This is a genomic window from Mobiluncus porci (genome assembly GCF_009695935.1).
GTDB classification, from domain to species: Bacteria; Actinomycetota; Actinomycetes; order Actinomycetales; family Actinomycetaceae; genus Mobiluncus; species Mobiluncus porci.
The window spans coordinates 89,411-113,684 of record NZ_VUMY01000003.1; the positions used below are offsets into that span (position 1 = coordinate 89,411).

Annotated in this window: 21 protein-coding genes; 10 read left to right on the plus strand and 11 right to left on the minus strand. The window is 54.4% G+C overall.

The window, feature by feature from the left end:
• Window positions 1-65 precede the first annotated feature (65 nt).
• The 11 genes from FYJ63_RS02355 to rpmH all read right to left on the minus strand — a co-directional run bounded on the left by FYJ63_RS02355 (window position 66) and on the right by rpmH (window position 8,292).
• Complete coding sequence (locus FYJ63_RS02355; protein ID WP_154543421.1) at window positions 66-500, minus strand: PIN domain-containing protein; 435 nt, start codon at window positions 498-500, stop codon at window positions 66-68.
• Entirely contained in the window at window positions 482-721 is a 240-nt protein-coding gene (locus FYJ63_RS02360; RefSeq protein ID WP_154543423.1) for a FitA-like ribbon-helix-helix domain-containing protein, read from the minus strand. Before FYJ63_RS02360 ends, FYJ63_RS02355 begins: the two co-directional genes overlap by 19 nt.
• Before the next feature lie 56 nt (window positions 722-777).
• Entirely contained in the window at window positions 778-1,473 is a 696-nt protein-coding gene (locus FYJ63_RS02365; protein WP_154543425.1) for a hypothetical protein, read from the minus strand.
• A 913-nt stretch (window positions 1,474-2,386) separates the two neighbouring features.
• Window positions 2,387-3,406, minus strand: coding sequence for a ParB/RepB/Spo0J family partition protein (locus tag FYJ63_RS02370; protein WP_154543427.1), 1,020 nt, complete (start codon window positions 3,404-3,406; stop codon window positions 2,387-2,389).
• Window position 3,407: 1 nt separating this feature from the next.
• The gene (locus tag FYJ63_RS02375; protein WP_338106790.1) at window positions 3,408-4,373 is read right to left on the minus strand and encodes a ParA family protein; all 966 of its coding nucleotides are present in this window, start codon (window positions 4,371-4,373) and stop codon (window positions 3,408-3,410) included.
• A 358-nt stretch (window positions 4,374-4,731) separates the two neighbouring features.
• Window positions 4,732-5,304 (minus strand): 16S rRNA (guanine(527)-N(7))-methyltransferase RsmG, encoded by a 573-nt coding sequence (gene rsmG, locus FYJ63_RS02380; protein WP_420846012.1) that lies wholly within the window; start codon window positions 5,302-5,304, stop codon window positions 4,732-4,734.
• A gap of 124 nt (window positions 5,305-5,428) precedes the next feature.
• On the minus strand, window positions 5,429-6,055 hold the full coding sequence (locus FYJ63_RS02385) for a Jag family protein (RefSeq protein ID WP_154543433.1): 627 nt from the start codon (window positions 6,053-6,055) through the stop codon (window positions 5,429-5,431).
• Window positions 6,056-6,082: 27 nt separating this feature from the next.
• On the minus strand, window positions 6,083-7,423 hold the full coding sequence (yidC, locus tag FYJ63_RS02390) for a membrane protein insertase YidC (RefSeq protein ID WP_154543435.1): 1,341 nt from the start codon (window positions 7,421-7,423) through the stop codon (window positions 6,083-6,085).
• The gene (yidD, locus tag FYJ63_RS02395) at window positions 7,414-7,791 is read right to left on the minus strand and encodes a membrane protein insertion efficiency factor YidD (RefSeq protein WP_154543437.1); all 378 of its coding nucleotides are present in this window, start codon (window positions 7,789-7,791) and stop codon (window positions 7,414-7,416) included. The genes yidC and yidD overlap by 10 nt, the downstream gene beginning before the upstream one ends.
• Window positions 7,788-8,150 (minus strand): ribonuclease P protein component, encoded by a 363-nt coding sequence (rnpA, locus tag FYJ63_RS02400; RefSeq protein ID WP_154543439.1) that lies wholly within the window; start codon window positions 8,148-8,150, stop codon window positions 7,788-7,790. Before rnpA ends, yidD begins: the two co-directional genes overlap by 4 nt.
• 4 nt (window positions 8,151-8,154) lie before the next feature.
• Complete coding sequence (gene rpmH / locus FYJ63_RS02405; protein WP_277026346.1) at window positions 8,155-8,292, minus strand: 50S ribosomal protein L34; 138 nt, start codon at window positions 8,290-8,292, stop codon at window positions 8,155-8,157.
• Window positions 8,293-8,576: 284 nt separating this feature from the next.
• Here rpmH and dnaA point away from each other — a divergent pair, with 284 nt between their 5' ends.
• The 10 genes from dnaA to FYJ63_RS02455 all read left to right on the plus strand — a co-directional run bounded on the left by dnaA (window position 8,577) and on the right by FYJ63_RS02455 (window position 24,212).
• Window positions 8,577-10,130, plus strand: a complete 1,554-nt coding sequence (gene dnaA / locus FYJ63_RS02410) for a chromosomal replication initiator protein DnaA (RefSeq protein WP_420846010.1) — start codon at window positions 8,577-8,579, stop codon at window positions 10,128-10,130.
• A gap of 690 nt (window positions 10,131-10,820) precedes the next feature.
• Entirely contained in the window at window positions 10,821-11,966 is a 1,146-nt protein-coding gene (gene dnaN, locus FYJ63_RS02415; protein WP_277026345.1) for a DNA polymerase III subunit beta, read from the plus strand.
• 65 nt (window positions 11,967-12,031) lie between these two features.
• On the plus strand, window positions 12,032-13,384 hold the full coding sequence (locus tag FYJ63_RS02420; protein ID WP_338106791.1) for a DNA replication/repair protein RecF: 1,353 nt from the start codon (window positions 12,032-12,034) through the stop codon (window positions 13,382-13,384).
• Between the two features lie 22 nt (window positions 13,385-13,406).
• Window positions 13,407-14,030, plus strand: a complete 624-nt coding sequence (locus FYJ63_RS02425; RefSeq protein WP_154543550.1) for a DciA family protein — start codon at window positions 13,407-13,409, stop codon at window positions 14,028-14,030.
• A 141-nt stretch (window positions 14,031-14,171) separates the two neighbouring features.
• Window positions 14,172-16,187, plus strand: coding sequence for a DNA topoisomerase (ATP-hydrolyzing) subunit B (gene gyrB, locus FYJ63_RS02430; RefSeq protein WP_287847025.1), 2,016 nt, complete (start codon window positions 14,172-14,174; stop codon window positions 16,185-16,187).
• 86 nt (window positions 16,188-16,273) lie between these two features.
• On the plus strand, window positions 16,274-18,889 hold the full coding sequence (gene gyrA, locus FYJ63_RS02435) for a DNA gyrase subunit A (RefSeq protein ID WP_277026335.1): 2,616 nt from the start codon (window positions 16,274-16,276) through the stop codon (window positions 18,887-18,889).
• An 84-nt stretch (window positions 18,890-18,973) separates the two neighbouring features.
• Window positions 18,974-19,984, plus strand: a complete 1,011-nt coding sequence (locus tag FYJ63_RS02440) for a DUF3566 domain-containing protein (protein WP_154543441.1) — start codon at window positions 18,974-18,976, stop codon at window positions 19,982-19,984.
• Between the two features lie 49 nt (window positions 19,985-20,033).
• Window positions 20,034-21,164, plus strand: a complete 1,131-nt coding sequence (locus FYJ63_RS02445) for a glycosyltransferase family 2 protein (protein WP_277026332.1) — start codon at window positions 20,034-20,036, stop codon at window positions 21,162-21,164.
• A 131-nt stretch (window positions 21,165-21,295) separates the two neighbouring features.
• Complete coding sequence (locus FYJ63_RS02450; protein ID WP_154543443.1) at window positions 21,296-22,825, plus strand: sulfatase family protein; 1,530 nt, start codon at window positions 21,296-21,298, stop codon at window positions 22,823-22,825.
• A 64-nt stretch (window positions 22,826-22,889) separates the two neighbouring features.
• The gene (locus tag FYJ63_RS02455) at window positions 22,890-24,212 is read left to right on the plus strand and encodes an ROK family transcriptional regulator (RefSeq protein ID WP_195839313.1); all 1,323 of its coding nucleotides are present in this window, start codon (window positions 22,890-22,892) and stop codon (window positions 24,210-24,212) included.
• Window positions 24,213-24,274 lie beyond the last annotated feature (62 nt).

Below are 24,274 nucleotides of genomic sequence, written 5' to 3' on the forward strand. Positions count from 1 at the left end.
ACACGTGGGACCTGGATGTGGTTTTAAATTCTTCTTTTACAGAACCTTGCTCTGACAGCCCCCATTCACAGGTAAGGATTTATGAGTTCTAATCCCGCAATCGCTTCGAAATCCTTCTCATTGCGGGTCGCCAGACTCGCCCGATGTGCCAAACAAATCCCCGCAATCTGCGCGTCATGACTGGGAATAGAGATACCGCGCAATTCGCAATCCACAGCGATTCTCGCGGTCATCTCTGCGGCAACTTCATCAAATGGCAAAACCTGGGAGGCTGAGAGCAGCGAACGAAATACCGCCCACCTTGCTGCCAAGTCGGTGGATTTCCGCGTTTCCCCGAGCCGCAAGATCCCGTAACGGATTTCATGAACCGTGATGGCAGTAAGCGCCATCTCAGCTCCAGCGATACTCTCAGCCCAGTGAGTAATCCGAGGATCCGGATTCGGTGTCATTCGCTCCGAAATAATATTCGTATCCAGAATTATCATTGAAATTCGGCCCATCGTAGGTTTTCGCTTCGCTGCTCGGTCAAGTCGATTCCTTCAAACCCGTGCAGGGCTTCATCAAGAAGCTGCAGGAGATTTTTTTCCTCCTGTTTAGGCTTGGTGGCTTCCGACAAAATCTCTCTCACCTCAGCCTCCATAGAGCGCCGATTACTGGCAGCCCGAAGTTTCAGCTGGTCGACGACTTCGTCATCAAGTTGTCGCACGGTTATGGTAGCCATCTTCTTATCTTCCTGTTTGCTGTCAATATGCTTTCACTGCTAGCATATCTGCTTCACTAGCTTCTTACAAGACTGATGGCCACAAATGTATCCTTCCAGTCTCCAGCGCGGGTGAGATCCACCAGGCGCTCGGAGCGCGACCAGTTATCAGCCACAACGAGAAGAGCCTTTTTTTCTTGTGTTTGTGTGTTAATGTATTCTTCATATCCGTAGGCGGTCACCGTATGAGAGAAATATTGGTTGTGAGAAAAGCTCACGATGACGGGTCGCCCGTGGTTGATTTCGCTTTTTAGGAGCCTGGCTAGGGTGGGGTGGCAGCGGAGATAGCAGCGATTTTTGGCCGCGACTTCATAGCCAAATTCAGCAAATGACAGCCGCGAGATTCGGGCGATATTCCAAGGAAAAGTCCCAATTTGTGGAGATGACAGCAAGCGCGAATATGCCTTACGGCTCACAGTCTCGAAGACTGCTTGTCTCGTCAGGGTATTAGGATTTCGCGCCTCGTTTCCGCGTTTCTTCCAGTCCCTTTGCGCATAATAATCAACAACCGCGGTCACGGAGGCGAGGGAACAGTGTTGGGTGGCGGGGTAGTCGCTCATTAGCTGCGGCTGGAATCCGCGCAGCGTCACCCGCCGGATTCGCCACCATTTATCCCCGTAGCGTTTTGCGACATAGGCTCGCCCGTCGGTGATGATCTCACGCTCCCCCAACAAGCGCCTCACCAGCCACTTCACCACATCTGCAGGTCTCACCCTTCCATTTTACGCCCTCATATCCAGGGCTTGATTTACTCTAACTCCATTTCTCGGTACCTCAACTGTAGTGTCACGTATTCTCTTTCTCGGGCTTCCGTCGCGTTCTCGTCTTTTGGTCGCGGAGTGCTCGGTACGTTTCTCAATCGCGCAAGTGCCTGCAATGCTTCGCATTGCGCGCCGCTTCCTTGGTCTCGGCAATGCTCGAGCAAGCTCGGCATTGCGTTCGGTCTGCGTCGCGGTGGGGTCCCGCTCTGTTTTTCTAAGCAACAAGTTGCTAAGAAAAACTACGAGCACCCGAAGGGAGTGAGGTCGAGCCAAGCTTGCTTGAGTTCGAACCGAGCGACCGAGGGTATGCAATCTCGAAGAGATTGCTAATACCCGAAGGGAGTGAGGTCGAGCCAAGCTTGCTTGAGTTCGAACCGAGCGACCGAGGGTGTGCAATCTCGAAGAGATTGCGAATACCCACAGGCTCCTTCGAAACTCCCCGAGCACTCCGCTCAGTTGGGTGGTCACGTTACGTTAAGTGAACGAACGTGGAGCAGCGCACCGGTGCGCCAGTTACGTAACGAAACCACTCAGTAGGGCACGAGGAGCGGTAACGCGAAACCCGCAGCGGGACTGAGGGGTGAGCGATGTGCGACAATAAAATCGCACATCGCGAGGGGAAACTTCCCCTTCCGTCCCGCTAGGGTTCGCGTCCGCTCCGAAGAGCCCGACCAAGAGAACCACCAATGCCTCACCCCGTGCAGGTCGAGCACAATGCCGAGCGGTTGTCCTCCAAGCGGTTCCGAAGCAACCACAGGAAAATACCGTACAAGCCCAAGCACGACCCACACGACTAGAAGATGAACCTGCGTTACGCGACGAGCACCGCGTAGCACTGGGTTGACGCAGAAGGCAGTGAGGTCGGCTAGTGGAGGATTTGCTTGGTGATGCGGGCTAGGTCATCTACGTCCGCGAATTCGATGGTGAGATGGCCTTTGTTCTTTCCGAGTTGGAGATTTACTCGCGTTTGCAACGCATCCTCCAGGCGGGTTTTACTCTCCATGAGTTCCGGAGTGAGCGCCGTCTTTACGCGCGGTTTGCGCTCGGCTTTCGGGGTTTCCCCATCACCGACAGCCACAATCTCTTCCGTGGCACGCACGGAGAGTCCTTCGGATACAATCCGGTCGGCAAGTTTCTCCATATCCGCGGCTTCTTCCAGCCCGAGAAGAGCCCGCGCGTGCCCGGCCGACAAGACCCCCGCAGCCACTTTCACCTGAACTCCACTCGGGAGTTTCAGCAACCGCAAGGTGTTGGAAATCTGGGGACGTGAGCGAGAGAGTTTCTTTGCTAAAACATCTTGAGTAATCCCGAATTCCTCAATCATTTGCTGATAGGCGGCCGCTTCTTCCAGAGGATTCAGATTCACGCGTTGGAGGTTTTCCAGCAGCGCATTCCTCCGCATATCCTCATCTGCGGTCTCTCTCACGATAGCGGGAATAGTTTTCTTACCGGCAAGCTTCGAGGCACGCCAGCGTCGCTCTCCCATCACGAGTTCATATTTTTCCGCCTCGCTCTTGGTGGCTTTCTCTAAGGGACGCACCACTACCGGCTGGAGAACCCCGACCGTCTTTATGGAGTTCGCGAGATCAGCCAGCGCATCCTCGTCGAAAACCTCACGGGGTTGAACCGCATTGGGGACAATCGCGCTTACCGGTAACTCCGCCATCCGCATCCCCGGAACTTCCACAAGTTCTGGTTCCCCATCAGCCTTCCCTCGAGTCTTGTTCCGCGGAGAACGCGGATTCAACAAATCATGAACCTTCGCATCCTCGGGACTGGAAAGCGCGCCGCGCTTCGGGGGAACAATCACATCCACTCCACGGGTAATAGTGGCATCGGGAATCAAAGCTCCGAGCCCACTTCCCAGGGCCTGTTTTTTTGCCATTTCAGTTTTCTTTCTCGATTAATTTATTCAACAGTTCCAAACCGGCCATTTGGTAAGCCACCGAGCCTTGAGAATTCTTGTCATAGGTCACGACTGTTTGCTGCCAGGAAGGAGCCTCTGAAATCGTGACTTGGCGAGGGATATTCGTTTTCAAAGTCTGGTTCGGGTAGTGCGTCCGGACATCCGACTCCACCTGGGCAGAAAGGTTGGTACGCTTATCGAACATGGTGACAAGGAAGGCTATAATATCCAGGTCAGGATTGAGGCTCGCCCGAATTTTGTTCGTGGTGTCCGTCAAAAGCGAGATTCCTTCCAGGGCGTAATATTCCGCTTGGACCGGAATCAAAACCCAGTTCGCGGCGCAAAATGCGTTCACCGTCAAGAGCCCCAACGAAGGGGGGCAGTCGATCAAAACCAGGGTGCTTTCCCGCTCTGCCAGATATTCTTCCAAAACGCGACGCAGGAAATAGGAGCGGTCGGCTTCATCAGCCAACTCCATCTCAATCCCTGCGAGGTCCACGGTAGCCGGGACCACCAAGAGTGAAGGTTCATTCGGGCAAGGTTGGGCTACCTCTCCTAAGGCCATCTTTCCTACCAGCACTTCATAGAGGGAAGGTGTGCCGGCATGGTGTTCAATTCCAAGAGCAGTCGAGGCGTTGCCTTGAGGGTCTGAATCAATGACGAGAACCTTAGTGCCCTTTTGCGCCAGAGCAACCGCAAGGTTAGCCACCGTAGTGGTTTTCCCAACCCCACCCTTTTGGTTCGCAACCGCTACCACGTGATTCTTCCTAAGTTGGGGATACTCCTCGGACTTGAGTGCGCGTTTCATCGCCATGGTCTTTTCAATTTCTTGAGCGATAGGCGTGTCTGCAATCGAGGTGGGCTTATGCGGTTTCAAGGTGCGATGAATCGAATCTTCGTGATCCGTATGCGGCAACACAACCGGTGGGCGGTCTTCAGAATCCACTATTGTTCCTTTCTTTCCTACCAGTCTACGCTATAGTTCTGAATGAAAAAATCACTTCGTCGCAATATTTTTATCCACAAGTTATCCACAGGTAAAGTCGCAAGTTTGCAACGTTTCACAATCTGGATTCACAGTTTGAGTTCCATGATTGTAAGACTCATTTTGGATCTCCATTAGGCTTCCTTACCAAGGTGTTTCACGTGAAACACTCCCTCTTTTGTTCAATGAGACCGCCACGAAGCATCGCAAAATTGTAGACTATGTTTCACGTGAAACCTGATTCAATGATGTTGAAATTAGATAATAACACCGACCGAGTCCCGCCCCACCCGAAAATGTTTCACGTGAAACAAAGAGGTCACTTCTTGATGATCTTAACCACCCGAGTGTCTTCACCAGTAACAGGTTCCTCAACCGTAAGCACCTCAGGCACAGTCAAATGCAACTTGCGGAACACATTTTTACCCAAGGCTTCTTCAATCTCCGTCCGAACGCTCTGACCTTTCAAAAGCAACAATTGCCCTTTCGGCTTAACCAGCGGCGCCACCCAAGGGAGCAACTTGGTGAGATTACCTACAGCCCGAGCAGTAACGTACTCAAATCGCTCTCGTCCCTTCAGATATTCGGCGCGAGACTGCAAAATACGTACGTTGTCGAGATCTAGTTCACTGGATACCCATTCCAGCCACCGACACCGGCGATCCATAGACTCGATGAGTGTTATTTCTAAATCCGGTCGAGCAATGGCTAAAACCAATCCAGGTAAACCAGCACCGCTGCCAACGTCGGCCACGCTTACACCCTCGGGAAGAAACTGCCCTAAAACGGCGCAGTTCAAAATGTGGCGAGACCAGATACGTTGCGCCTCTCGCGGACCCAACAGCCCTTGCTCCATGCCCTCTGTTACCAAGAGGTCTACGAAGTACCGCATCCCATTGGTCGCGAAGTCGAAGAAGTCCGCAACGCCCGAAGGTTCCGGTTCTACTTCCACCTCGGGAGCGCCAACGGTGCCATCAGGGTTCGAAATCTCTGGAACGTCTATGAACCGGTTAGATTTACTCGTCATCTACCAAGTCTTCATCTTCATCGACGAGTTCCTCGGAATCATCGTCGAGGTCCTCATCGTCACCTTCATCCAAAGACAACACCACATATCGATTCGGTGCCACGCCCTCGGACTCGGAATAAAGACCCAACTCAGCAGCCATATCGTGGCAGACTTTGCGCTCGAAAGGATTCATCGGCTGCATCTTCACTGGCTCGCCGGTTTGCTTCACCTTCTCGGCCAAATCTTCGACCAAGGCCTGCAGCTCTTCGCGTCGATCGGCGCGATACCCAATAATGTCGAGCATCAAGCGGGAACGCTCGCCAGTCTGTGACTGCACCGCTAAACGGGTCAGCTCTTGCAAAGACTCCAAAACCTCGCCGTGCCGACCAACCAGACGATTCAGGCGGCGATCCGGTTCTTCATCTTCGGTCACGATCTCAACCAACGCACGACCGTTTTCGACGTCAATCTCAATATCGCCATCCAAATCGGCAATATCCAGCAGCTCTTCGAGGTAGTCGGCCGCAATATCACCCTCGGCCTCTAACCTCTCTATTTTAGAACCGTGGTTCGCGACGACTTCGGTATCTTCTTCGATAATGTCCAAGTCATCAATTTGTTCTGTGCTTGTCATCTGTCTCCCCGGTGCCCTTCTTTTGTTCTATCGGTTTTTGTTGTTTTTCTTCTTCTTAGATTTATTTTGACGAGCCTTACGTTCCGCAGCCCGTCGTTCGGCCTGTTTGGCAGCGCGCTGCGCAGGGGTGAGTCCGTCCTTGCCCACAGTCTCGTTATCCTCAACCACGGCGGCATTTTTAGCTTTCTCCTCGGCCAAGTCCTTCTCAAACTGCGCCCGATATTCTTCCCAACCCTTTTGTCCCGGCTGCATCCGCTGTCCGCCGGTGTTACCACCCACGGCATCCACGTTGCCGAGGTTGATTTCATCAAGACCGAGCTCCATGCGGCGCTTTTCCAAACGGTGGATATGGTTCAATCTCGCCTGGCGCAAAGCAACCTGGACGCCCTTTTGGTTGAGCCCCTCCTCATTCAAGTTAATCTTTTCGATTTCGGAGGCGAGTCGGGCTTCTTCTTTAGCGCGGTAAGCTTCGAACTTCTTCTCGTGCGCCGGCTCCCGCCACTTCGCCGCATCAGATCCGCGAGTGGGGTAGGAGCGAATAATGAAGAACTGCTGAGCAATCATCCAGGTATTGGAAGTCACCCAGTAAATCAAGAGGCCCACCTGGACCACGGGTCCGGTGAAGAGGTAGACCAGCGGCATGAAGTAGAGCATCGACTTGGTGGATTTCACCATCGGATTATCGGAATGCAATTGCTCGTAACTCATGTTCTTCATGGTCAAGAACATGGTTTGGAACAGCATCGACAACACAAGATACGCCACCATAATGCCGATAACAATCTTGGTGTACATATCCGAGCCGGGCCCGAACATGGTCAAACCGAGGGACTGGCCGAAGAAAGTGGATTCCCAGAGGTTTTGGGCCTGTACCTGCCCCATGCCGCCGATAGCATCATTGCCGGGCAAAGTGCCGTCAGCCACGGGCTTCATATTGTACAAGAGCCGGTAAAGAGCTAAGAAGATTGGCATTTGGAACAGAACCGGTAAACACGACGCACTCATGGAGGCACCATATTTCTTCTGAACTGCCTTGGTTTCTTCCTGCATCCGCATCAAAGAATCCTGGTCGCGTTTGCCCTTGTATTTCTTTTGGATTTCGGTCATCTCGGGTTGCGCCAGGGTCATCGCGCGAGAGGCCTTAATCTGTTTGACGAACAAGGGCACCAGCAAGAGCCGCACAAAGACGGTCAAACCGATGATGGCCAAAACCCAGCCGATACCGACGCCTTGAGAAACCCCGACCAGGCCGAGGAGCTCATGAATCCCGCGCATAATCCAGCCGATAATCCACATGAAGGGCCACAGGACTTTGTCGTAGAGCGCCAAATCGCCCTCAGCAGCGGTTTTGAGCATGGTTAACAGCATGAGTACACCCCTTTTGTGTCATTAACTGTTGAACAATTTAATGAATTTACCGAATCCTCGCGGTACGTTTCGGCGGTGACGGAACCCGGCTCGGTCCAGGGATTCTTCCACGAACCTTTCACCGGCGGATAGTCAACTCCGCCGTCGCTCAAGGGATTGCATCGCAACAAGCGCCAACCGGTCAAGACAAGTCCCTTGAAAAACCCGTGAACCTCGAAGGCTTTATCGGCATAGTGGGAGCAGGAGGGATAGTACTTACAGCGCGGCCCCAAAGCCAAGGAAAATGTGTGTTGATAAAAGTGTATTAAGAGACGGGCAAAATTGGCAGGGAGTCGCACCAGGAACTTCCCCATTTCCGCTAGGCTCATCTCTCCTCATTTTCCTGATAATGGTTTTGCAATCTTTCGATCAAGGTAGCTAGCTGAAGATTCAAATCTGTAAAACTAACCTTATCGACTTTTCCGCGGGCGAGAAAAACAGTGAGTGAACCGGACGGGAAAAGGCTGAGACGCTCCCGAATGGCGCTGCGCAGACGTCTTTTCACTAAGTTGCGTCCGGTCGCTAGCCGCACTGATTTTTTCGGAACAATAAAGCCAATTCGAGGAGGTGTCTCCACTTCGGTTCGCACGTGGAAAGCCACTAAGTTCGGCCTGGTAAAGCGCACTCCCTTACGCATCGCTAACCGAAAATCAGCGGCGCTCACCAAGCGATTGTCCCGCGCGAGCAAAAGCTTAGGCCGAGAGACGCTTCCGACCGCGACGACGACGAGCGGAAATTACGGCACGGCCCCCGCGGGTAGCCATGCGGTTACGGAACCCGTGCTTCTTAGCACGGCGACGATTGTGCGGCTGGTAAGTACGCTTAGTCACTTCTTCTCCTGCAATATTTCATTCCCAGGTCAAAAACCTGAGCCTCAAGTTGGTCATAAGACAGAGTTCAATCTTAGATAAAAAGGGACCTTTGGCGCAAATTCGAAGAAAACTCTGGGGGACACCTCTAGACGAAGCTCTAGGGAAATATTTTAGTAACATTGCAGAACAAGCGGAAGTTACATCGTTGTAACTTTATCCACAGGTTGTGGAAAACTTTGTGGATTTCCGAATTCGTGGCAGACTTTATTCAGATTTTTCTCAAAGATGAAAAGACGAAAGGTGTGATTTTTTTGGAGACCTCCACCCCTCTCACACCTTCCGATGAAACTGATTTTCTCCCCGCCACCCTAGAGATTATACAGGCCGAGGAGACTTTGCCCGAGTTCGATTTGGCCCTGTTGCGTCAATCGAAAACCCTGGGTCAAAACGGAGACGCGGTCGTGATTGCGGTTCCGGGGGCCATGGTCAAGGGGATTATCGAGGCAAAATACACTGACTCCTTGATGAAATCCTTTAGTGAAGTCTTGGCAAAACCCATCGAGAATCTCATCATCACCGTTGATGAATCCCTAGCCTGGCAAGACACCCAGCCCGCGGCCACCCCCGCCCCTCCCGCTCCTCCAACCCCGCCGAATCCTCCTGCCGAGGGGAATCCGACCGACGGCTCCGTATCCACCAGCGTGGCAACGGGATCCACGGTATCTTCCGAAACCTCTGGAGAAACTGTGACCACAGTCACCGCCCAGACCAGCCAACCGGCGACCCCACCGCTCACGGGCACGGTCCAGATAGACCGCAATACCGGATTAAACCCGCAATATACTTTCGACACTTTTGTTATCGGGTCCTCAAACTCATTCACGGCCGCCGCCGCCGAGTCCGTCGTCGTTTCGCCTGCTCAAGCCTATAATCCGCTGTTTATCTACGGCGGTTCGGGGCTCGGGAAAACCCACTTGCTGCACGCGATTGGGAACTACGCCCTGGAGCTCTATCCTGAATCAAAGGTTCGCTACGTATCCTCCGAGGAGTTCACCAACGAGTTCATCAACGCGATTGCGAACCAGTCTTTTCCGGAATTCCAGGCCAACTATCGCGAGGTCGATTTTCTTCTCATTGATGACATCCAGTTCCTCCAGGGTAAAGAGCAAACGCTCGAGGAGTTTTTCCACACTTTCAACACGCTCCACACCGCCCGCAAACAGGTTGTCATCACCTCCGATGTCCCTCCCAAAGAGCTGAAGTCTTTTGCGGAACGCATCAAGAGCCGCCTCGAATGGGGGTTGATGACTGACATTCAACCTCCGAACCTCGAGACCCGCATCGCGATTTTGCGGCGGAAATCCGCCCAAGAAAAGTTAGAAGTATTTGATGACGTGCTGGAATACATCGCGTCCAATATTTCTTCCAACATTAGGGAACTCGAAGGCGCGCTGGTTCGGATCACGGCCTATGCCTCGCTCACGGGGAATTCTGTGTCTTTGGATACCGCCAAAGAGATTCTGCGTGACTTCATTACGAGCAAGAATTCGCGGGAAATTACCCCGAAGATGATTGTGGATGAGACCGCGAAATATTTCGGACTCCAGAGCGAGGACATCATGTCCACCGACCGGTCTCGGACAGTTGTGAATTCGCGCCAAATCGCGATGTACCTGTGTCGGGAGTTGACCGAGTTGAGCCTGCCGAAAGTCGGCGAGGCTTTCGGGGGGCGCGACCACACGACGGTGATGCATGCGGTGAAGAAAATCACCAACTCGATGAACGAGGATTCCACGACTTACCAGTCGGTTACGGAAATCACCAACCAAATCCGCCGCGCTGCCCGCGAGGCGTAATCTCACGCGCCGCCCGTCCCCTTCTCCCTCAACCCCGATTTCCTCGTAATCATCTCTTTACCTACCAGTAGTTTTCGTTCCGTCAATCTCTCTACCAGCTCGATCCGTTAGTAGGTAGCCCATTGTTTCGTCTTGCGGGACTCTTGTGGTTCTCGGGTAGGGCTCTCCGGAGCCGCTTGGGGGACGACCCACACAAATAGAAAGTGAACGAGCGGTCGTCCCCCAAGCAGCTCCGAAGCACAAAGTAACCAATACCGAGCGCGACACAAACCCTAAACTAGCGGGACACAACTGGAGGAAATGACTGACCCTCGTTTGGCGAGTTGGTGGGGAAAAAGGGGTGAAGGAAGAGGGGCGGGAAGGGGCTGTGGAGAAAGCGGGGGAAAGGGTGTGGGACACGCCTGGGGAGGCTGGGGATGGAATTGTGGAAAAGTTTTAATTCACAATTGGGAGGTGAGTTTGAACCGAAAAATCAACAAAACTACTCATTTGTAGTTCAGAGGATTGCGAGAGGGAATTCGGGTTTTCCCCACAATTCACACCTGCGATGAAAATTACTACCAATTTAAAAATCTTTGACAAAAATCATCCAACATCGAACGGCGGCCGGATTTTGACGAAGCGAAAAAATCGTTAGGAGGTTCTGTTATAGGCTAAAGTTTTAGTAATCTTGATTTAGAGGAGTGTGTCGTGGAATTAGTCTTAGATCGCGAAGTCTTGGCCGAAGCCGTCCAGTGGAGTTCCCGCTCCATCTCGCCTCGACCTGCGGTTCCAGTCTTGGCCGGCGTTCGCATTGAGGCCACTGACGGTGGCGTGAATTTTTCTTCTTTCGACTATGAAGTCTCGGCCCGCGTCACCGTCGCGGCCCAGGAAATCGTGGAACTCGGAGTGGTAGTAGTCGACGGCAAATTACTCAGCGAGACAGCTCGCGCCTTGCCGAACCAGGTTTCCCAAGTTACTTTCAAAACGGAAGACAACTACCTCCACATCACTTGCGGAACCTTCAAACAGAACCTGCTGGTGATGCCGGCCGAGGAATACCCGCAGTTGCCGGTGCTTCCCGAGATTGCCGGCTCTATCGATGCCGGCGCCTTGTCGCATTCGATTTCGCAAGTTGCGGTAGCAGCCTCTCGAGATGACACTTTGCCCTTGCTGACCGGTATTTCACTGGAAGTGCGTCCCGACAAGCTCTATCTTTTGGCCACCGACCGCTATCGGATGGCTTTGAAGGAAGTGGAGTGGAAGTCTGCTCATGGAGACGTGAACCAGGATCTCGTGGTGAAGGCGAAGAATATTTCTGACGCCGCGAAGAATATTGCGAGTTCGGGAGATATTTCTATCGCCGTGGAATCCGGGGATGAACCCGCCAATCTTGTGGGTCTTTCCGCAGGTGGGCGCGTTTTTACGAGCCAGATTAATGACGGTGCCTATCCCGATGTGCGTCGGCTTTTCCCCGAGCCCATCAATGTTACCGCCATTGTGAAAGTCGCGGAGTTCATTGAGGCCGCCAAGCGCGTCTCGATTGTGTCCTCCAACCTCTCCAACCAACAGATTTATCTCCAGTTCACCAAGGGACAGCTCGAATTTAGCGCTGGTGGGGGCGGAAACAACTCTTCGAGCGATACGATTTCTGCCGTTTTGAATGGTCCGGATATTTCGGTGTCTTTCAACTCGCGGATGTTGCTCGAAGGACTCGGCGCCATTGATGAACCCTATGCGCGTCTATCTTTCAAAGACGAGACAAAACCGGTCGTTATCACTGGTCAGAAGGAAGAAACCGGGGAAGATAATCTCGAATATCGCTATCTCATCATGCCGATTCGGACGAGTATGTGATGCTTTCGTCCGCGTACTGTCTGAGGGCGGCGCGCGGGCAAAGATGACGCATTTTTGGAGGCTGCGTGTTTGTTTCCGACCTGGCTCTCGACTGGTTTCGCTCCTATCGGTCCCTGGTTTTACACCTGGAGACGGGAGTTACCGTTTTTTTGGGGGCTAATGGCCAGGGCAAAACGAATCTCCTCGAAGCGCTGAACTATCTGGCGGTTTTGTCCTCCCACCGAATCGGGACCGACGCGGCGCTGATTTTTCGCTCCCCCGAACTTGAAAACCGTGCCGGCGTGATTCGCACTCGGGTTCACTCCCGCGAAAGTGAGGTTTTGGGGGAGACCAAGCCACTTGCTGCGGGGGAATTGTTGGAGATTGAGATTGTGGCAGGGAGAGCGAACCGAGCCATGATCAACCGGCATAAAACCCGCCCGCGAGAACTTATCGGACATCTTTCTACCGTGTTATTTGCCCCCGAAGATCTCGACTTGGTTGGGGGAGACCCCGCGACGAGACGCAGTTTCCTGGACAAAATTGCGGTAGAACTCCACCCCACTTTGGCTGGAACACTCGCGGATCTTCAAAAGACCCTGCGTCAGCGGGGCGCATATCTGAAAAACCTCGCCAAACGCCATGCTCCCCTTGATGAAATCCAAATAGGGATTTGGGATGAGGCTTTGGTGCCGCTGTTTGCGGCAGTCATGACGGCTCGCGAGCGGGTTACGCGGGACTTAGCAAAGTTCCTGCCCGAGATTTATGCCCAGATTTCAGGCGAAAATCCGCCAAGCGGGCCATCCCTTGCTGAATCCACAACCCCCTTCGCGACCGTTTCCGCTACCCCTACCGCCACCCCCGCTACCGAAACAGAAACCGCCCGGAGCGGCACTTTCGCGGCCACTGTCTCTTACCGCGACAATGTCAGCAAAACCCTCGACCTCGACCCCGCGGCGCGCGCGGAGATGTTCGCAGATGAGGGCTTGCTGCGCGAAAAAATCCTCCTCGCTATTCAGTCTCGCCACGCTGACGAGGCTCGACGCGGGGTGAACCTCAGTGGAACCCACCGCGATGACCTCGCGCTTACGCTCCACGATTTTCCGGTCAAGGGCTATGCCTCACACGGCGAGACCTGGTCTTTTGCGCTGTCTCTGAGGCTTTCGGAGTTTTACCTTTTGAAAGAGAAGCTCGAAGACACGCCGGTCCTGCTTCTAGATGATGTTTTTGCGGAACTCGACGAGTTGCGGCGCGCCGCTCTCCTCGGGGCGATTCGCGAGGCAGACCAGGTTTTGGTGACTTCCGCAATGGGCACGGAGTTACCTTCGGAGTTGGAGGGGAAGTTATATCGGGTGTCACTAAATGCCAGCCGCGAAAGCCAGGTAGAGGCGCTGGAAGATCTAGATGAAGCGGGGTCCAATCCTCATGTTGAGCATTGATTATTCCGACGGATACCCCGTCATGCGCGCGAAATTACCGCAGCGGGTGCTGGCAAGATATCGCGAAATTATGTTTAAACTGGGGTTTTACCCCGAAGCCGGAGCCGTGGGGTCCTTTCAATCTCCGCGGGAGACTTCCTTGAGCGATACCGATTTGCTCCAAGCGGAACTTGACGCGAGGTATCGAGAGAAGTTGGCTGGGCTTCTGGGGGTGACACCCGAGAAACTGCCGAATCTGGTGGAGGATTCCCCCGGGGTGGCGCGGATTGGAACCGGTCCGAGGCCTTCTCGCTGGGACCCGCAGCCCTTGGGTTTCTTGGGGGCGCATTTTGTGAAACGCCACGGTTGGCAAGGTGCTCTGGATGTGGAGGATGTGAAGGCGAACTGGGCGCAATATGTCGGCCCGGAGGTCGCCGCCCACTCTCAGGTGGAGAGTTTTGAGGGAGGGAAACTCACGGTTCGGACAGCTTCTACCGCGTGGGCTACCCAGTTGAAATGGCTTTTGCCGCAGTTGGAAAAACAGCTCGCGAACCGGCTCGGGGCGGGAGCGGTGAAACAGGTTATCGTGCGCGGGCCGGTGGTGCCGTCTTGGAAGCACGGCCGGTTGTCGGTGCCGGGTCGCGGCCCTCGCGATACTTACGGTTAGGAAAATGTGAATTTCGGGTTAATCGCGTTAAATCCGGCTTTACGTGTCTCTGAGAGCCTATCGCCTTAAAAAAGTGTAGGATTATGACGGATGTAAAACGAGAATCTTGGCTAAAAATCAAAGCTCAAGCAAGGAGACAACGTGAGCGATTTCGACAAGTCCGAAGAACACTATGACGCTTCGGACATCACCGTCCTCGAGGGTTTGGAGGCGGTTCGGGTTCGGCCCGGCATGTATATCGGTTCCACCGGCGAACGCGGGCTGCACCACTTGGTTTACGAGGTGGTCGATAACTCGGTTGATGAGGCCTTGGCCGGATACTGTGACCACATTGAAGTCACACTCCAGGCCGATGGCGGGGTGAAGGTCCAAGACAACGGGCGCGGGATTCCCGTCGCGGAACACCCGACCGAACACCGCCCGACCGTCGAAGTCGTCATGACCATCCTCCACGCGGGCGGTAAGTTTGGCGGCTCATCCTACGCGGTTTCCGGCGGCCTGCACGGGGTTGGAATCTCGGTCGTCAACGCGCTTTCAACCAAAATCCTGACTACGGTGAAGCGCGACGGCTACTCTTGGCATATTGAATTTGGTAATGGCGGCAAGGTCACCAAGGCGCTCACCCGCGGCGAGCCCACTGATGAAACCGGCACGGAACAAATCTTTTACCCCGATCCGGAAATCTTTGAAACCGTAGACTTCGACTACGAGACGCTTAGGACTCGCTTCCAACAGATGGCGTTTTTGAACAAGGGCTTGCGAATCACCCTGACCGATGAACGCCCGAATGTCACTGCGGAAGGCGATTTCGTCACGGGGGACGCGGAGGGGGATGCAGATTCACCAAAGGTCGGCCACCGACAAGTGAGCTACCTCTATGAAAACGGCCTTCACGATTACGTCCACTTCATCAACGAGACGAAGAAATCCGAGGTTGTCCACGAAGAAATCATCGACTTCGAGGCCTCCCAAAACGAAACCATGGCTCTCGAAGTCGCCCTCCAGTGGACTTCGGCGTACTCCGAATCGGTCTACACCTACGCCAACACCATCAACACGACCGAAGGCGGCACCCACGAAGAGGGCTTCCGCTCGGCGCTGACCTCTTTGATGAATAAATACGCGCGCACCCTCGGGGTCTTGAAAGACAAGGATGAAAACCTGTCCGGCGATGACTGCCGCGAGGGCCTGACAGCGGTGATTTCGGTGAAACTGCGCACGCCGCAGTTTGAGGGCCAGACGAAGACGAAACTCGGAAACACCGAGGCTAGGACCTTTGTCCAACAAACTGTCTATTCCCAGTTGGGCGACTGGTTTGACTCCCACCCCACCGAGGCGAAGGCTATCTTGCAGAAAGCCCAATCCGCCCAGGTCGCCCGTAACGCCGCTCGTAAAGCCCGCGACGCCACCCGCCGCAAGACTGCCCTCGACACCTTCTCGATGCCCGGAAAACTCAGGGATTGTTCTTCTCGAGACGCTACCGAATGCGAGATTTTTATCGTCGAGGGAGACTCCGCCGGCGGCTCCGCAGTGGCCGGTCGCGACCCGGCTCACCAAGCGATTTTGCCTCTGCGTGGCAAGATTTTGAACGTCGAGAAGGCTCGGCTGGATCGCGCACTTGATAACAAGGAAATCCAGTCTCTCATCACCGCCTTCGGGACGGGGATCGGGGAAGATTTCGACCTTTCCAAGCTGCGGTATTTCAAGATTGTTTTAATGGCCGATGCGGATGTGGACGGCCAACACATTACGACACTCTTGCTGACTCTGCTGTTCCGCTATATGCGGCCGCTGATTGAGGAAGGCCACGTGTTCTTGGCGACCCCGCCGCTCTACCGGTTGAAGTGGTCAAATAAGCCTCACCAGTTTGTTTACTCCGACAAAGAGAAAGACAAGATGCTGGGTCTCGGGCTTGATTCGGGCGCGCGGCTCCCGAAAGAAGGCGGAATTCAGCGCTACAAGGGTCTCGGGGAGATGAGCGCCCAGGAGCTCTGGGAGACGACCATGGACCCCTCGGTGCGACTTTTGAAGCAGGTGACGATGGACGAGGCGGCGAGCGCCGACGAGGTGTTTTCCCTGTTGATGGGCGAGGATGTGGCCTCGCGGCGTGCCTTTATTCAGCGCAACGCCCAAGACGTGAGGTTCTTGGATATCTAAAAATGAGTCAAAAAGCACGTCCCCATGACTCATTTTTCTAAGCCAACTAATATGCAAACCTCTTAGAGATAAAAAGGAAAGAAAACGTGGCTGACAACGAAAACGAAAACGACTTGGAAGAAATCACGACCGACCCGAACGCGCCGGTCGTGACCGAGGAAGAAGCCGACCGGGTCATGCAAGTCGACCTCGAGAAGGAAATGAAGAAATCCTATCTCGACTATGCCATGAGCGTTATTGTGGGCCGCGCCCTGCCCGACGTGCGCGACGGGTTGAAGCCCGTCCATCGTCGCGTCATCTACACCATGTATGACGGCGGCTACCGCCCGAACGCCGGTTTCTCCAAGTGTATGCGCGTGGTTGGTGACGTCATGGGCCACTACCACCCTCACGGCGATGCCTCCGTGTATGATGCGCTCGCCCGCCTCGTCCAACCCTGGTCCATGCGCTATCCCCTGGTTGCCGGTCAAGGAAACTTCGGATCCCCGGGTAATCTCGGGCCGGCCGCACCGCGTTACACCGAGTGCAAGATGGCGCCTCTCGCGATGGAAATGGTGCGTGACATTGAAGAAGACACTGTCGACTTCATGGACAACTACGACGGCCGCTCCCAAGAGCCGACCGTGCTTCCCTCTCGTATCCCGAACTTGCTGATAAACGGCTCGGAGGGTATCGCGGTCGGCATGGCGACCCGCATTCCGCCGCATAATCTCCGCGAAGTCGCCGACGCCGCCCAGTGGTATCTTCAAAACCCCGAAGCGACTCGCGAGGAGCTTCTCGCCGCCTCGATGCAGCGCATCAAAGGCCCGGACTTCCCGACCGGCGCCACCATCCTCGGCCGGCGCGGGATTGAGGAAACCTACCGGACGGGCCGCGGCTCGATTATTCAGCGCGCGGTTGTCAACGTTGAAGAACTCCACGGCCGAACCTGCCTCGTCGCCACCGAGCTCCCCTACCAGGTCAACCCCGATAACCTCATCGTGAAAATCGCCCAGCTCGTCAAAGACGGCCAGCTCCAGGGCATCGCGGATATTCGCGACGAAACCTCGGATCGCGCCGGCACTCGCATCGTCGTCGTTTTGAAGCGCGATGCGGTTCCGAAAGTTGTCTTGAACAATCTCTATAAGCGCACCCAGCTCCAGGACTCCTTCCCCGCCAACATGCTCGCGCTGGTCGACGGGGTGCCGCGGACGCTGTCGCTCGATGGTTTCATCCACTACTGGGTCATGCATCAAGTGGATGTCATCAAGCGGCGCACCGCTTTCCGTCTTGCCAAAGCCCAGGAACGCCTCCATATTTTGCAAGGCTATCTCGCGGCCCTAGATGCCCTTGACGAAGTCATCGCGTTGATTCGCCGCTCCCCGACCGTGGAAGACGCGCGGATCGGGTTGATGGATCTCCTGAAGGTCGATGAGGTTCAGGCTGACGCGATTCTCGCCCTGCAACTTAGACGCCTCGCCGCCTTGGAACGCCAGAAGATTCTTGATGAACACGCCGAGTTGGAGGCGAAAGTCAAGGACTACGAGGATATCCTGGCTCGCCCCGAGCGCCAGCGCTCGATAGTTTCGGACGAACTTGGGGAAATCACCGACAAGTGGGGAGACGAACGCAAGACGACCATTGTGCCTTTCGCCGGCGAGATGTCGATTGAGGACCTTATCCCCGAAGAAGACGTGGTCGTGACAATCACCCGCGGCGGCTACGCGAAACGGACTCGCGTGGACGCCTACCGCTCCCAGCGGCGCGGCGGTAAGGGCGTCAAAGGCGCGCAACTTCGCGAAGACGACCAGGTCGAACACTTCTTCACGACCTCGTCCCACGACTGGCTGTTGTTCTTTACGAACTTCGGGCGGGTCTATCGCGTGAAGGCTTACGAGATTCCCGAAGGCGGACGCGACTCGAAAGGCCAGCACGTCGCGAACCTGCTCGCTTTCCAGCCCGAGGAGCGCATCGCCCAGGTTCTCCAAGTCGAGAGTTTCGAGGACAAGGAATACCTCGTTTTGGCCACGCGCCGCGGTTTTGTCAAGAAAACCCGCTTGAGTGACTACGACACGAACCGCACCGGCGGGCTTATCGCCATCAAGCTGCGTGAAGACGAGGAAGGCCAGCCGGATCATCTCGTTTCCGCAGTTCTCGCGGATTCCACTGATGATCTCATCTTGGTGTCTCGCCTCGGTCAGTCCCTGCGTTTCACCGCCTCCGACGACCAGCTTCGCCCCATGGGTCGCGCGACTTCGGGCGTGACCGGCATGAGGTTCCGTTCGGGAGATGAACTGTTGACGATGGACGTGGTGCGGGAAGGCGCGGACCTGTTCGTCGTCACAGAAGGCGGCTACGCGAAACGCACTGACCTCGCAGAATACCGCGTCCAGGGTCGCGGTGGGCTCGGCATCAAGGTTGCGAACCTTGTCGAAGCGCGCGGACACCTTGTCGGCGCGCTGGTGACCGACGAGGACTCCGAGGTTTTGGTCATTATGGCGGGCGGCAAGATTGTCCGCTCTCGGGTCGATGAAGTGAGCCGAACCGGACGCAACACTCAGGGCGTGATTTTCTCGCGCGCTGACGGGGATGACAAGGTGATTGCGGTGACTTTGAACGTGGAAACCGACACGGAGGAAGAGGAGGATGCCCCCGCAGGGGAGGCCGCCGCGGAGGCGGAAACTCCAGCAGAATCCGCCGCAAATCTCCCTACCGAGGCGTGAAAGTTGAACAATTAGAGCACCAGCCAATTGAGTGAAACCCGGCGCACCCTTTAGACTGGGACTAAGACTTTCGGAAGGCACGTGATGACAAGGATTAAGCGTTTTAAAGCCAAGAACAAAGAGGCTTTTCCGCCGCCCCCTCCCCCCGCCGCCCAGCCACCCAGCGAAGACACGGAATCCAGCACTGTGAACTGGACGAAACTCGCGCTCGGGGAGGACGCGAACCGAGGCGAGGGTTCCGTGTCTCCCTATCGCTTGGAAGCCGAGCCGTCGGCCCCCGAAACGGGAGACAGCGACTCGGGGGTGTTTGAAGTCAACAAGAGCGAGCCGGATAATTCCTCCGAAACCGCAGAAAACAGCCACGCCGAAGAAGCGGGAGAGGCGCTCGGCGGAGATAGTGGCGATTCGACTGAAATATTTGCGGCCAGCGAATCCGGAAACAACGCGCCAAATTCAGGGGAGGCCCTTGCTGAAATGGAAGAAACCCAACCCACCAGCGGGCTGGCCCTTGCGGAAGAGAAACCCACCGTGGAAACCTCCGCGAACGCAACCCCAGTCGCTACCGACTTAACCGACCCGAGCTCTACTGAACCCACTCCCGCGGAACTCGAACGTCAAGAACGAGAAGCAAAAAAGGCAGAAAAACGCGCCCAGAAAGCGGCCGCGAAAGAAGCCGCGAAGGCGAGACGAGCCGAGAGAGAAGCCGAACGCGAGGCAGAATACGCCTCCATCCCCGACGCGAGGCGCGTGAAGCTCACGGTTTCGCGGGTGAATCCGCTCTCGGCCATGAAGATCGGTTTCCTCGTGGCGGTGGCTTTCGCGCTGATTCAGTTCGTGGCGGCCGCAGCCTTGTGGATTGTGCTGGACATGCTCCACGTGTTTTCCTCGATGCAGGGTTTCCTCGCCGCTTTGAGCGCGACCGCTCTGGTGAATCTCATGGACGCCTTGCAGTTCTCGCGGTTCATCGCCCTCGTAGCGCTCTACGGTGTCTTCCAGATTCTGGTCTTTACCGTGCTGTCTTGGCTGGCAGCGATGATTTACAACCTCATCGCCCGCATGGTCGGGGGATTGCACCTGGTTTTGACTGACGATTGATGAAACGAACAGATGCCCGAAACGAACCCAAGTGAAGGATTTGGATACTGTGGAAGAAAACTCTGCCATGAAAGCTAATCTCGAAAAACCGGCCGAACCGACTGAAGTGACCCAGCGGGAAAACTCGTCCGAACCCGAGAAACCGGTCGAGACCGATCGCCCTATCACCCTGTCATTCGTGATCCCCTGCTATAACTCCCAGGACTACATGGATGCCTGCGTGTCCTCCATGCTCGGGGCGGGAGACGACACGGAGATCATCATTGTTGACGACGGATCGACCGACAAAACGGCAGAAAAAGCCGACCGCTGGGCCGAACACATGCCCGACACGATTCGGGTCATTCACCAAGAAAACGCCGGACACGGCGGGGCGGTAATGGCGGGATTGCGGGCCGCGCGCGGGAAATATTTCAAGGTCGTGGACTCTGATGACTGGCTTGACCGCGTGGCGTTGAACCTCTTGATGGCACGCCTGCGGATGTTTATCGCCCATAAACAGCGCGTTGACCTTGTCGTTTGCAACTATGTGTACGAACATATTTTGACCGGCTCCCGCAAGGTGATTCGCTACATTAACGCCCTTCCCATGAACCGGATTATCGGCTGGAACCAGGTGCGACGCTTCGGGGTGGGGCAAAACATTTTGATGCACTCCGCGGTCTACCGCACCGAGGTCTTGCGGGAAAGCGGGCTGGAACTTCCGAAACACACCTTCTACGTGGATAACATTTTTGTCTACCAGCCCTTGCCTTATGTCAAGAAAATGTACTATATGCCGGTGAATCTCTACCACTACTTCATTGGACGCGAGGACCAGTCGGTAAACGAGAAGGTTATGCTCGGCCGGCTCGATCAACAAATGCGGGTCACCAGGTTGATGGTCGATGCTTTCACGCAGCATGATGAGCCTCGCAACCCCCACCTCGAGCGATACATGGAGGGGTATTTGGCGCTGATCGTGACGGCGTCCTCGATTTTCTCGATTCTCCGCGGCGACCGCGAGGCGCTCAATATGCGCGATGACATGTGGAAACACATCGAGTCTCGCTCGGAAAAACTCGCGAAGCGGCTGCGCCGCCACCCGCTCGTGTGGGGGGTCAGTTTGAAGAATCCCGCCGTGCGCTCCACCCAGGTCAAACTTTACCGCCTCGCTCAGCGGTTGTATCGGTTTAACTAGTCACCTAGCTTGATACGCGCTGGTAGGGCGGCTGTGAGAGACTGTTTGTGTTTTTTCAGGTAGGAAGATGAGGAACACTAGTACAATACGAGGCAAAGACACCTCAAGAGATTCTTTGTGAAGGTAACGATATGGACGACGCGGTGAACTCTACTAGAACGATTCCGGATAATGTGCGCAACATTTTGAATATCATGACCGATCAGCACCGTATCGACACAATAGGCTGTCTCGGTAATCCTTATGCGCGCACCCCGAATCTTGACAAGCTTGGTAGTGAGGGTTTTGCTTTCACGAATGCTTACACGCCGACTGCTATCTGTACACCGGCTCGTTCTTCACTCCTTACAGGAAAATTCCCCTTTAAACACAAGGTGGTGGCTAATGACGAGTGGAATATTGCGTATCGAACAGCTATTCCGCTTGGCAGTTGGACCTATACTCAAGAATTGCGCGACCATGGCTATAACGTGGGAATCGTGGGTAAGTATCATTGTGGTCGCAACTTGCCAGACAAATTTGGTATGGATGACGATTCGTACTGGGGCGCCGAAAACCCCGTGGGCAACGAGAAATACGTGGCGTGGCTAGAGGCAAATCATCTACCTCCGGTGCGCGCATATGATGTGTATCGAGGTAAACTCCCCGGAAATCGTGATGGGCATATTATTGCCGCGCGCCTGCGCCAGCCTGAGGAAGCTACATTTGAGCGTTTCCTAGCAGATCGTGCGATTGAAAAGCTTAAAGAGTATGCAGATGATTGGAAAGAGCATCAGAAGCCATTTGATCTCGAGATTCATTTTTTCGGTCCGCATTTGCCATATTTCCTGCCTGATGAGTGGTTTGATTTAATTGATCCGGATTGTGTGACGTTACCCGACAATTTCGCAGACTCACTTGTGGGTAAACCTCCCGTACAACAGAATTACGCCACTTATTGGAGCACAGCTGACTTCACCACGGAACAGTGGAAGAAGCTCATCGCTGTGTATTGGGGGTATGTAGCCATGATTGATTTTGAGATTGGGCGAATCATGAAGGCTGCCGAGGAACTTGGCGTACTCGATGACACGGCTGTTTTCTTTTGTGCAGATCACGGCGAATTTACTGGTTCCCATCGCCTAAACGACAAGGGTCCGGCGATGTATGACGACATTTATAGAATTCCTTTGATTGCCCACATTCCAGGAGTGTCGAGAGTGGGGCGGTCTGATGCGTTTGTTTCGCTGCTAGATCTCACTCCCACTTTTTTGGAAGTGGCAGGGATTGATACGAGTCTTGCTGAGGATGGGCGTTCGATTGTGGATTTAACCCGCAGGGATGAGGTGCCAGATTGGCGAGAGAACATTGTGTGCGAGTTTCACGGTCATCATTTCCCCTTGCAGCAACGCATGATTCGCACCCGCGATTACAAACTCATCATTTCGCCTGAATCTGTAAACGAAATGTATGATTTGCGTAGAGATCCTGGTGAGATTAATAACGTGTACTATGTGCCGGTGTACGATGAAAAACGCCGTGAGCTTGCCACAGAGCTTTATCGTCAGCTGCGTGAGCGCGGCGATCATTCTTTTGCCAAGTGGATGGCCGCTATGGTCGATTTTGATGTGCCGCTGGTGAATACTGCGCGTTCCGATTTGGATGAGGTTTCTTTCGAGTAAATAGGCTAACCATTTATTCTGTCGGATAATTGACAGAATTAGTGTGATGCTCCATACTAGTCCTATGGAGACGCAAAGGCGCGCTAGTTTTGAACAACATTCTCAAGATGTGCTCAACTTATTAGGAGCTGGTCATCAGCTTACGCGCGCAGAAATAGCATCACGCCTCGGTGTCACTCGTACCACGATTACTCCCGTGCTCTCACAGCTCCATGATGAAGGCGCCATCGTCACCGTGGCCACTCAGAGTGGCGAAGGGAGAGGCCGTCGCGCGGCAATTCTTGCTATAGATCCAACTGCAGTGCGACACATTGGCGTAGATATGTCTCATACGCGTGTAATCGTGATACTCGCAAACAACGCTGGTACAGAAATTGTTTCTGGAATGAAGGAGTTTCAAGCTGGAGCAACATGGGAATCCCGCTGCACCACGGCAATAAAGTTTATTCAAACCCTCGTTTCATCCCATGAGCTTCATCTGAGGCAATTGAGCCGCATCGCTATTGGATTACCAGGGTCGGCATCATGGCACTTTGGATTTAGCGAGGAGAACTATCCAGCGGTTTTCCCAAGCCGCGCTGAACTCAAAGCCGAATCTCGCACACAAGTTATGCAAGATTCAGCCAACGATACCCGCCTGCGTGTAACACAGATTTTTGCTGAAGAATTTCATGTGCCAGTGGCCACTGCTCACCATATTCGCTATGCCGCAATTGCGGAAGCCGCGAATCACCCCAGTGCCGAAAACCTCCTGTATGTGCGACTATCCTCCGGCGTGGGCGGAGCGGTGATTGACTGTGGGAAAGCAGTTGTGGGAGCGGCAAAACTCGCTGGAGAAATTGGGCATATGTGTGTGGATCACAGCGATAATGCTCCTTTATGCCGATGCGGAAAACGAGGTTGTCTGGAAGCTTTTATTTCGATTACTGCTTTAGAAAACTCCTGGAGGAAAGCGGGACACCCGAAAGATACATTCGCCGACCTCTGCGAGGCAGCACATCAAGACAATCCCGAACGCAGGACAAACCCAGGTAACAGTTCACGCACATCCAGGCTCCCGGATTCGAATCGCAGGGCGCAAGAAATTGTGGTTCAGGCGGCGAAAACACTGGGGCGGGCTATTGGATGCGCAGCAGTGGTTACAGATCCAGACTCAATTGTGATTTCCGGGGAAGTAGGAAATCTTTTGCTAACTCAGCAGGAGGTGATTCAAACAGAGGTTGATAAAGAGATTCTTCCTGTTGCGCAAAGTCGCGTGTGCGCCGCTAGTGTTGGTTTCAAAGCCGGGGCAGTTGGTGCAGTGATTGCGAGCATGTCAGAAGCGAACACAGCTAGTACACCTAGTACACCACCAAACCTTATCAACCCTCGCATTTATGACACGTAACGTGTGTGGCAGCGTTACCTCTACGACACTTTAATAAATAGGGTTAACGCTACAAGAGATGT

Coding starts and splice junctions, on each gene's coding strand:
- FYJ63_RS02450 (WP_154543443.1), top strand. CDS start 21,296: ATGGACGACGCGGTGAACTCTACTAGAACGATTCCGGATAATGTGCGC.
- yidC (WP_154543435.1), bottom strand. CDS start 7,423: ATGCTGTTAACCATGCTCAAAACCGCTGCTGAGGGCGATTTGGCGCTC.
- FYJ63_RS02360 (WP_154543423.1), bottom strand. CDS start 721: ATGGCTACCATAACCGTGCGACAACTTGATGACGAAGTCGTCGACCAG.
- FYJ63_RS02440 (WP_154543441.1), top strand. CDS start 18,974: ATGACAAGGATTAAGCGTTTTAAAGCCAAGAACAAAGAGGCTTTTCCG.
- FYJ63_RS02425 (WP_154543550.1), top strand. CDS start 13,407: ATGCGCGCGAAATTACCGCAGCGGGTGCTGGCAAGATATCGCGAAATT.
- FYJ63_RS02355 (WP_154543421.1), bottom strand. CDS start 500: ATGGGCCGAATTTCAATGATAATTCTGGATACGAATATTATTTCGGAG.
- yidD (WP_154543437.1), bottom strand. CDS start 7,791: ATGAGCCTAGCGGAAATGGGGAAGTTCCTGGTGCGACTCCCTGCCAAT.
- rsmG (WP_420846012.1), bottom strand. CDS start 5,304: ATGCGGTACTTCGTAGACCTCTTGGTAACAGAGGGCATGGAGCAAGGG.
- FYJ63_RS02455 (WP_195839313.1), top strand. CDS start 22,890: ATGGAGACGCAAAGGCGCGCTAGTTTTGAACAACATTCTCAAGATGTG.
- FYJ63_RS02385 (WP_154543433.1), bottom strand. CDS start 6,055: ATGACAAGCACAGAACAAATTGATGACTTGGACATTATCGAAGAAGAT.
- FYJ63_RS02370 (WP_154543427.1), bottom strand. CDS start 3,406: ATGGCAAAAAAACAGGCCCTGGGAAGTGGGCTCGGAGCTTTGATTCCC.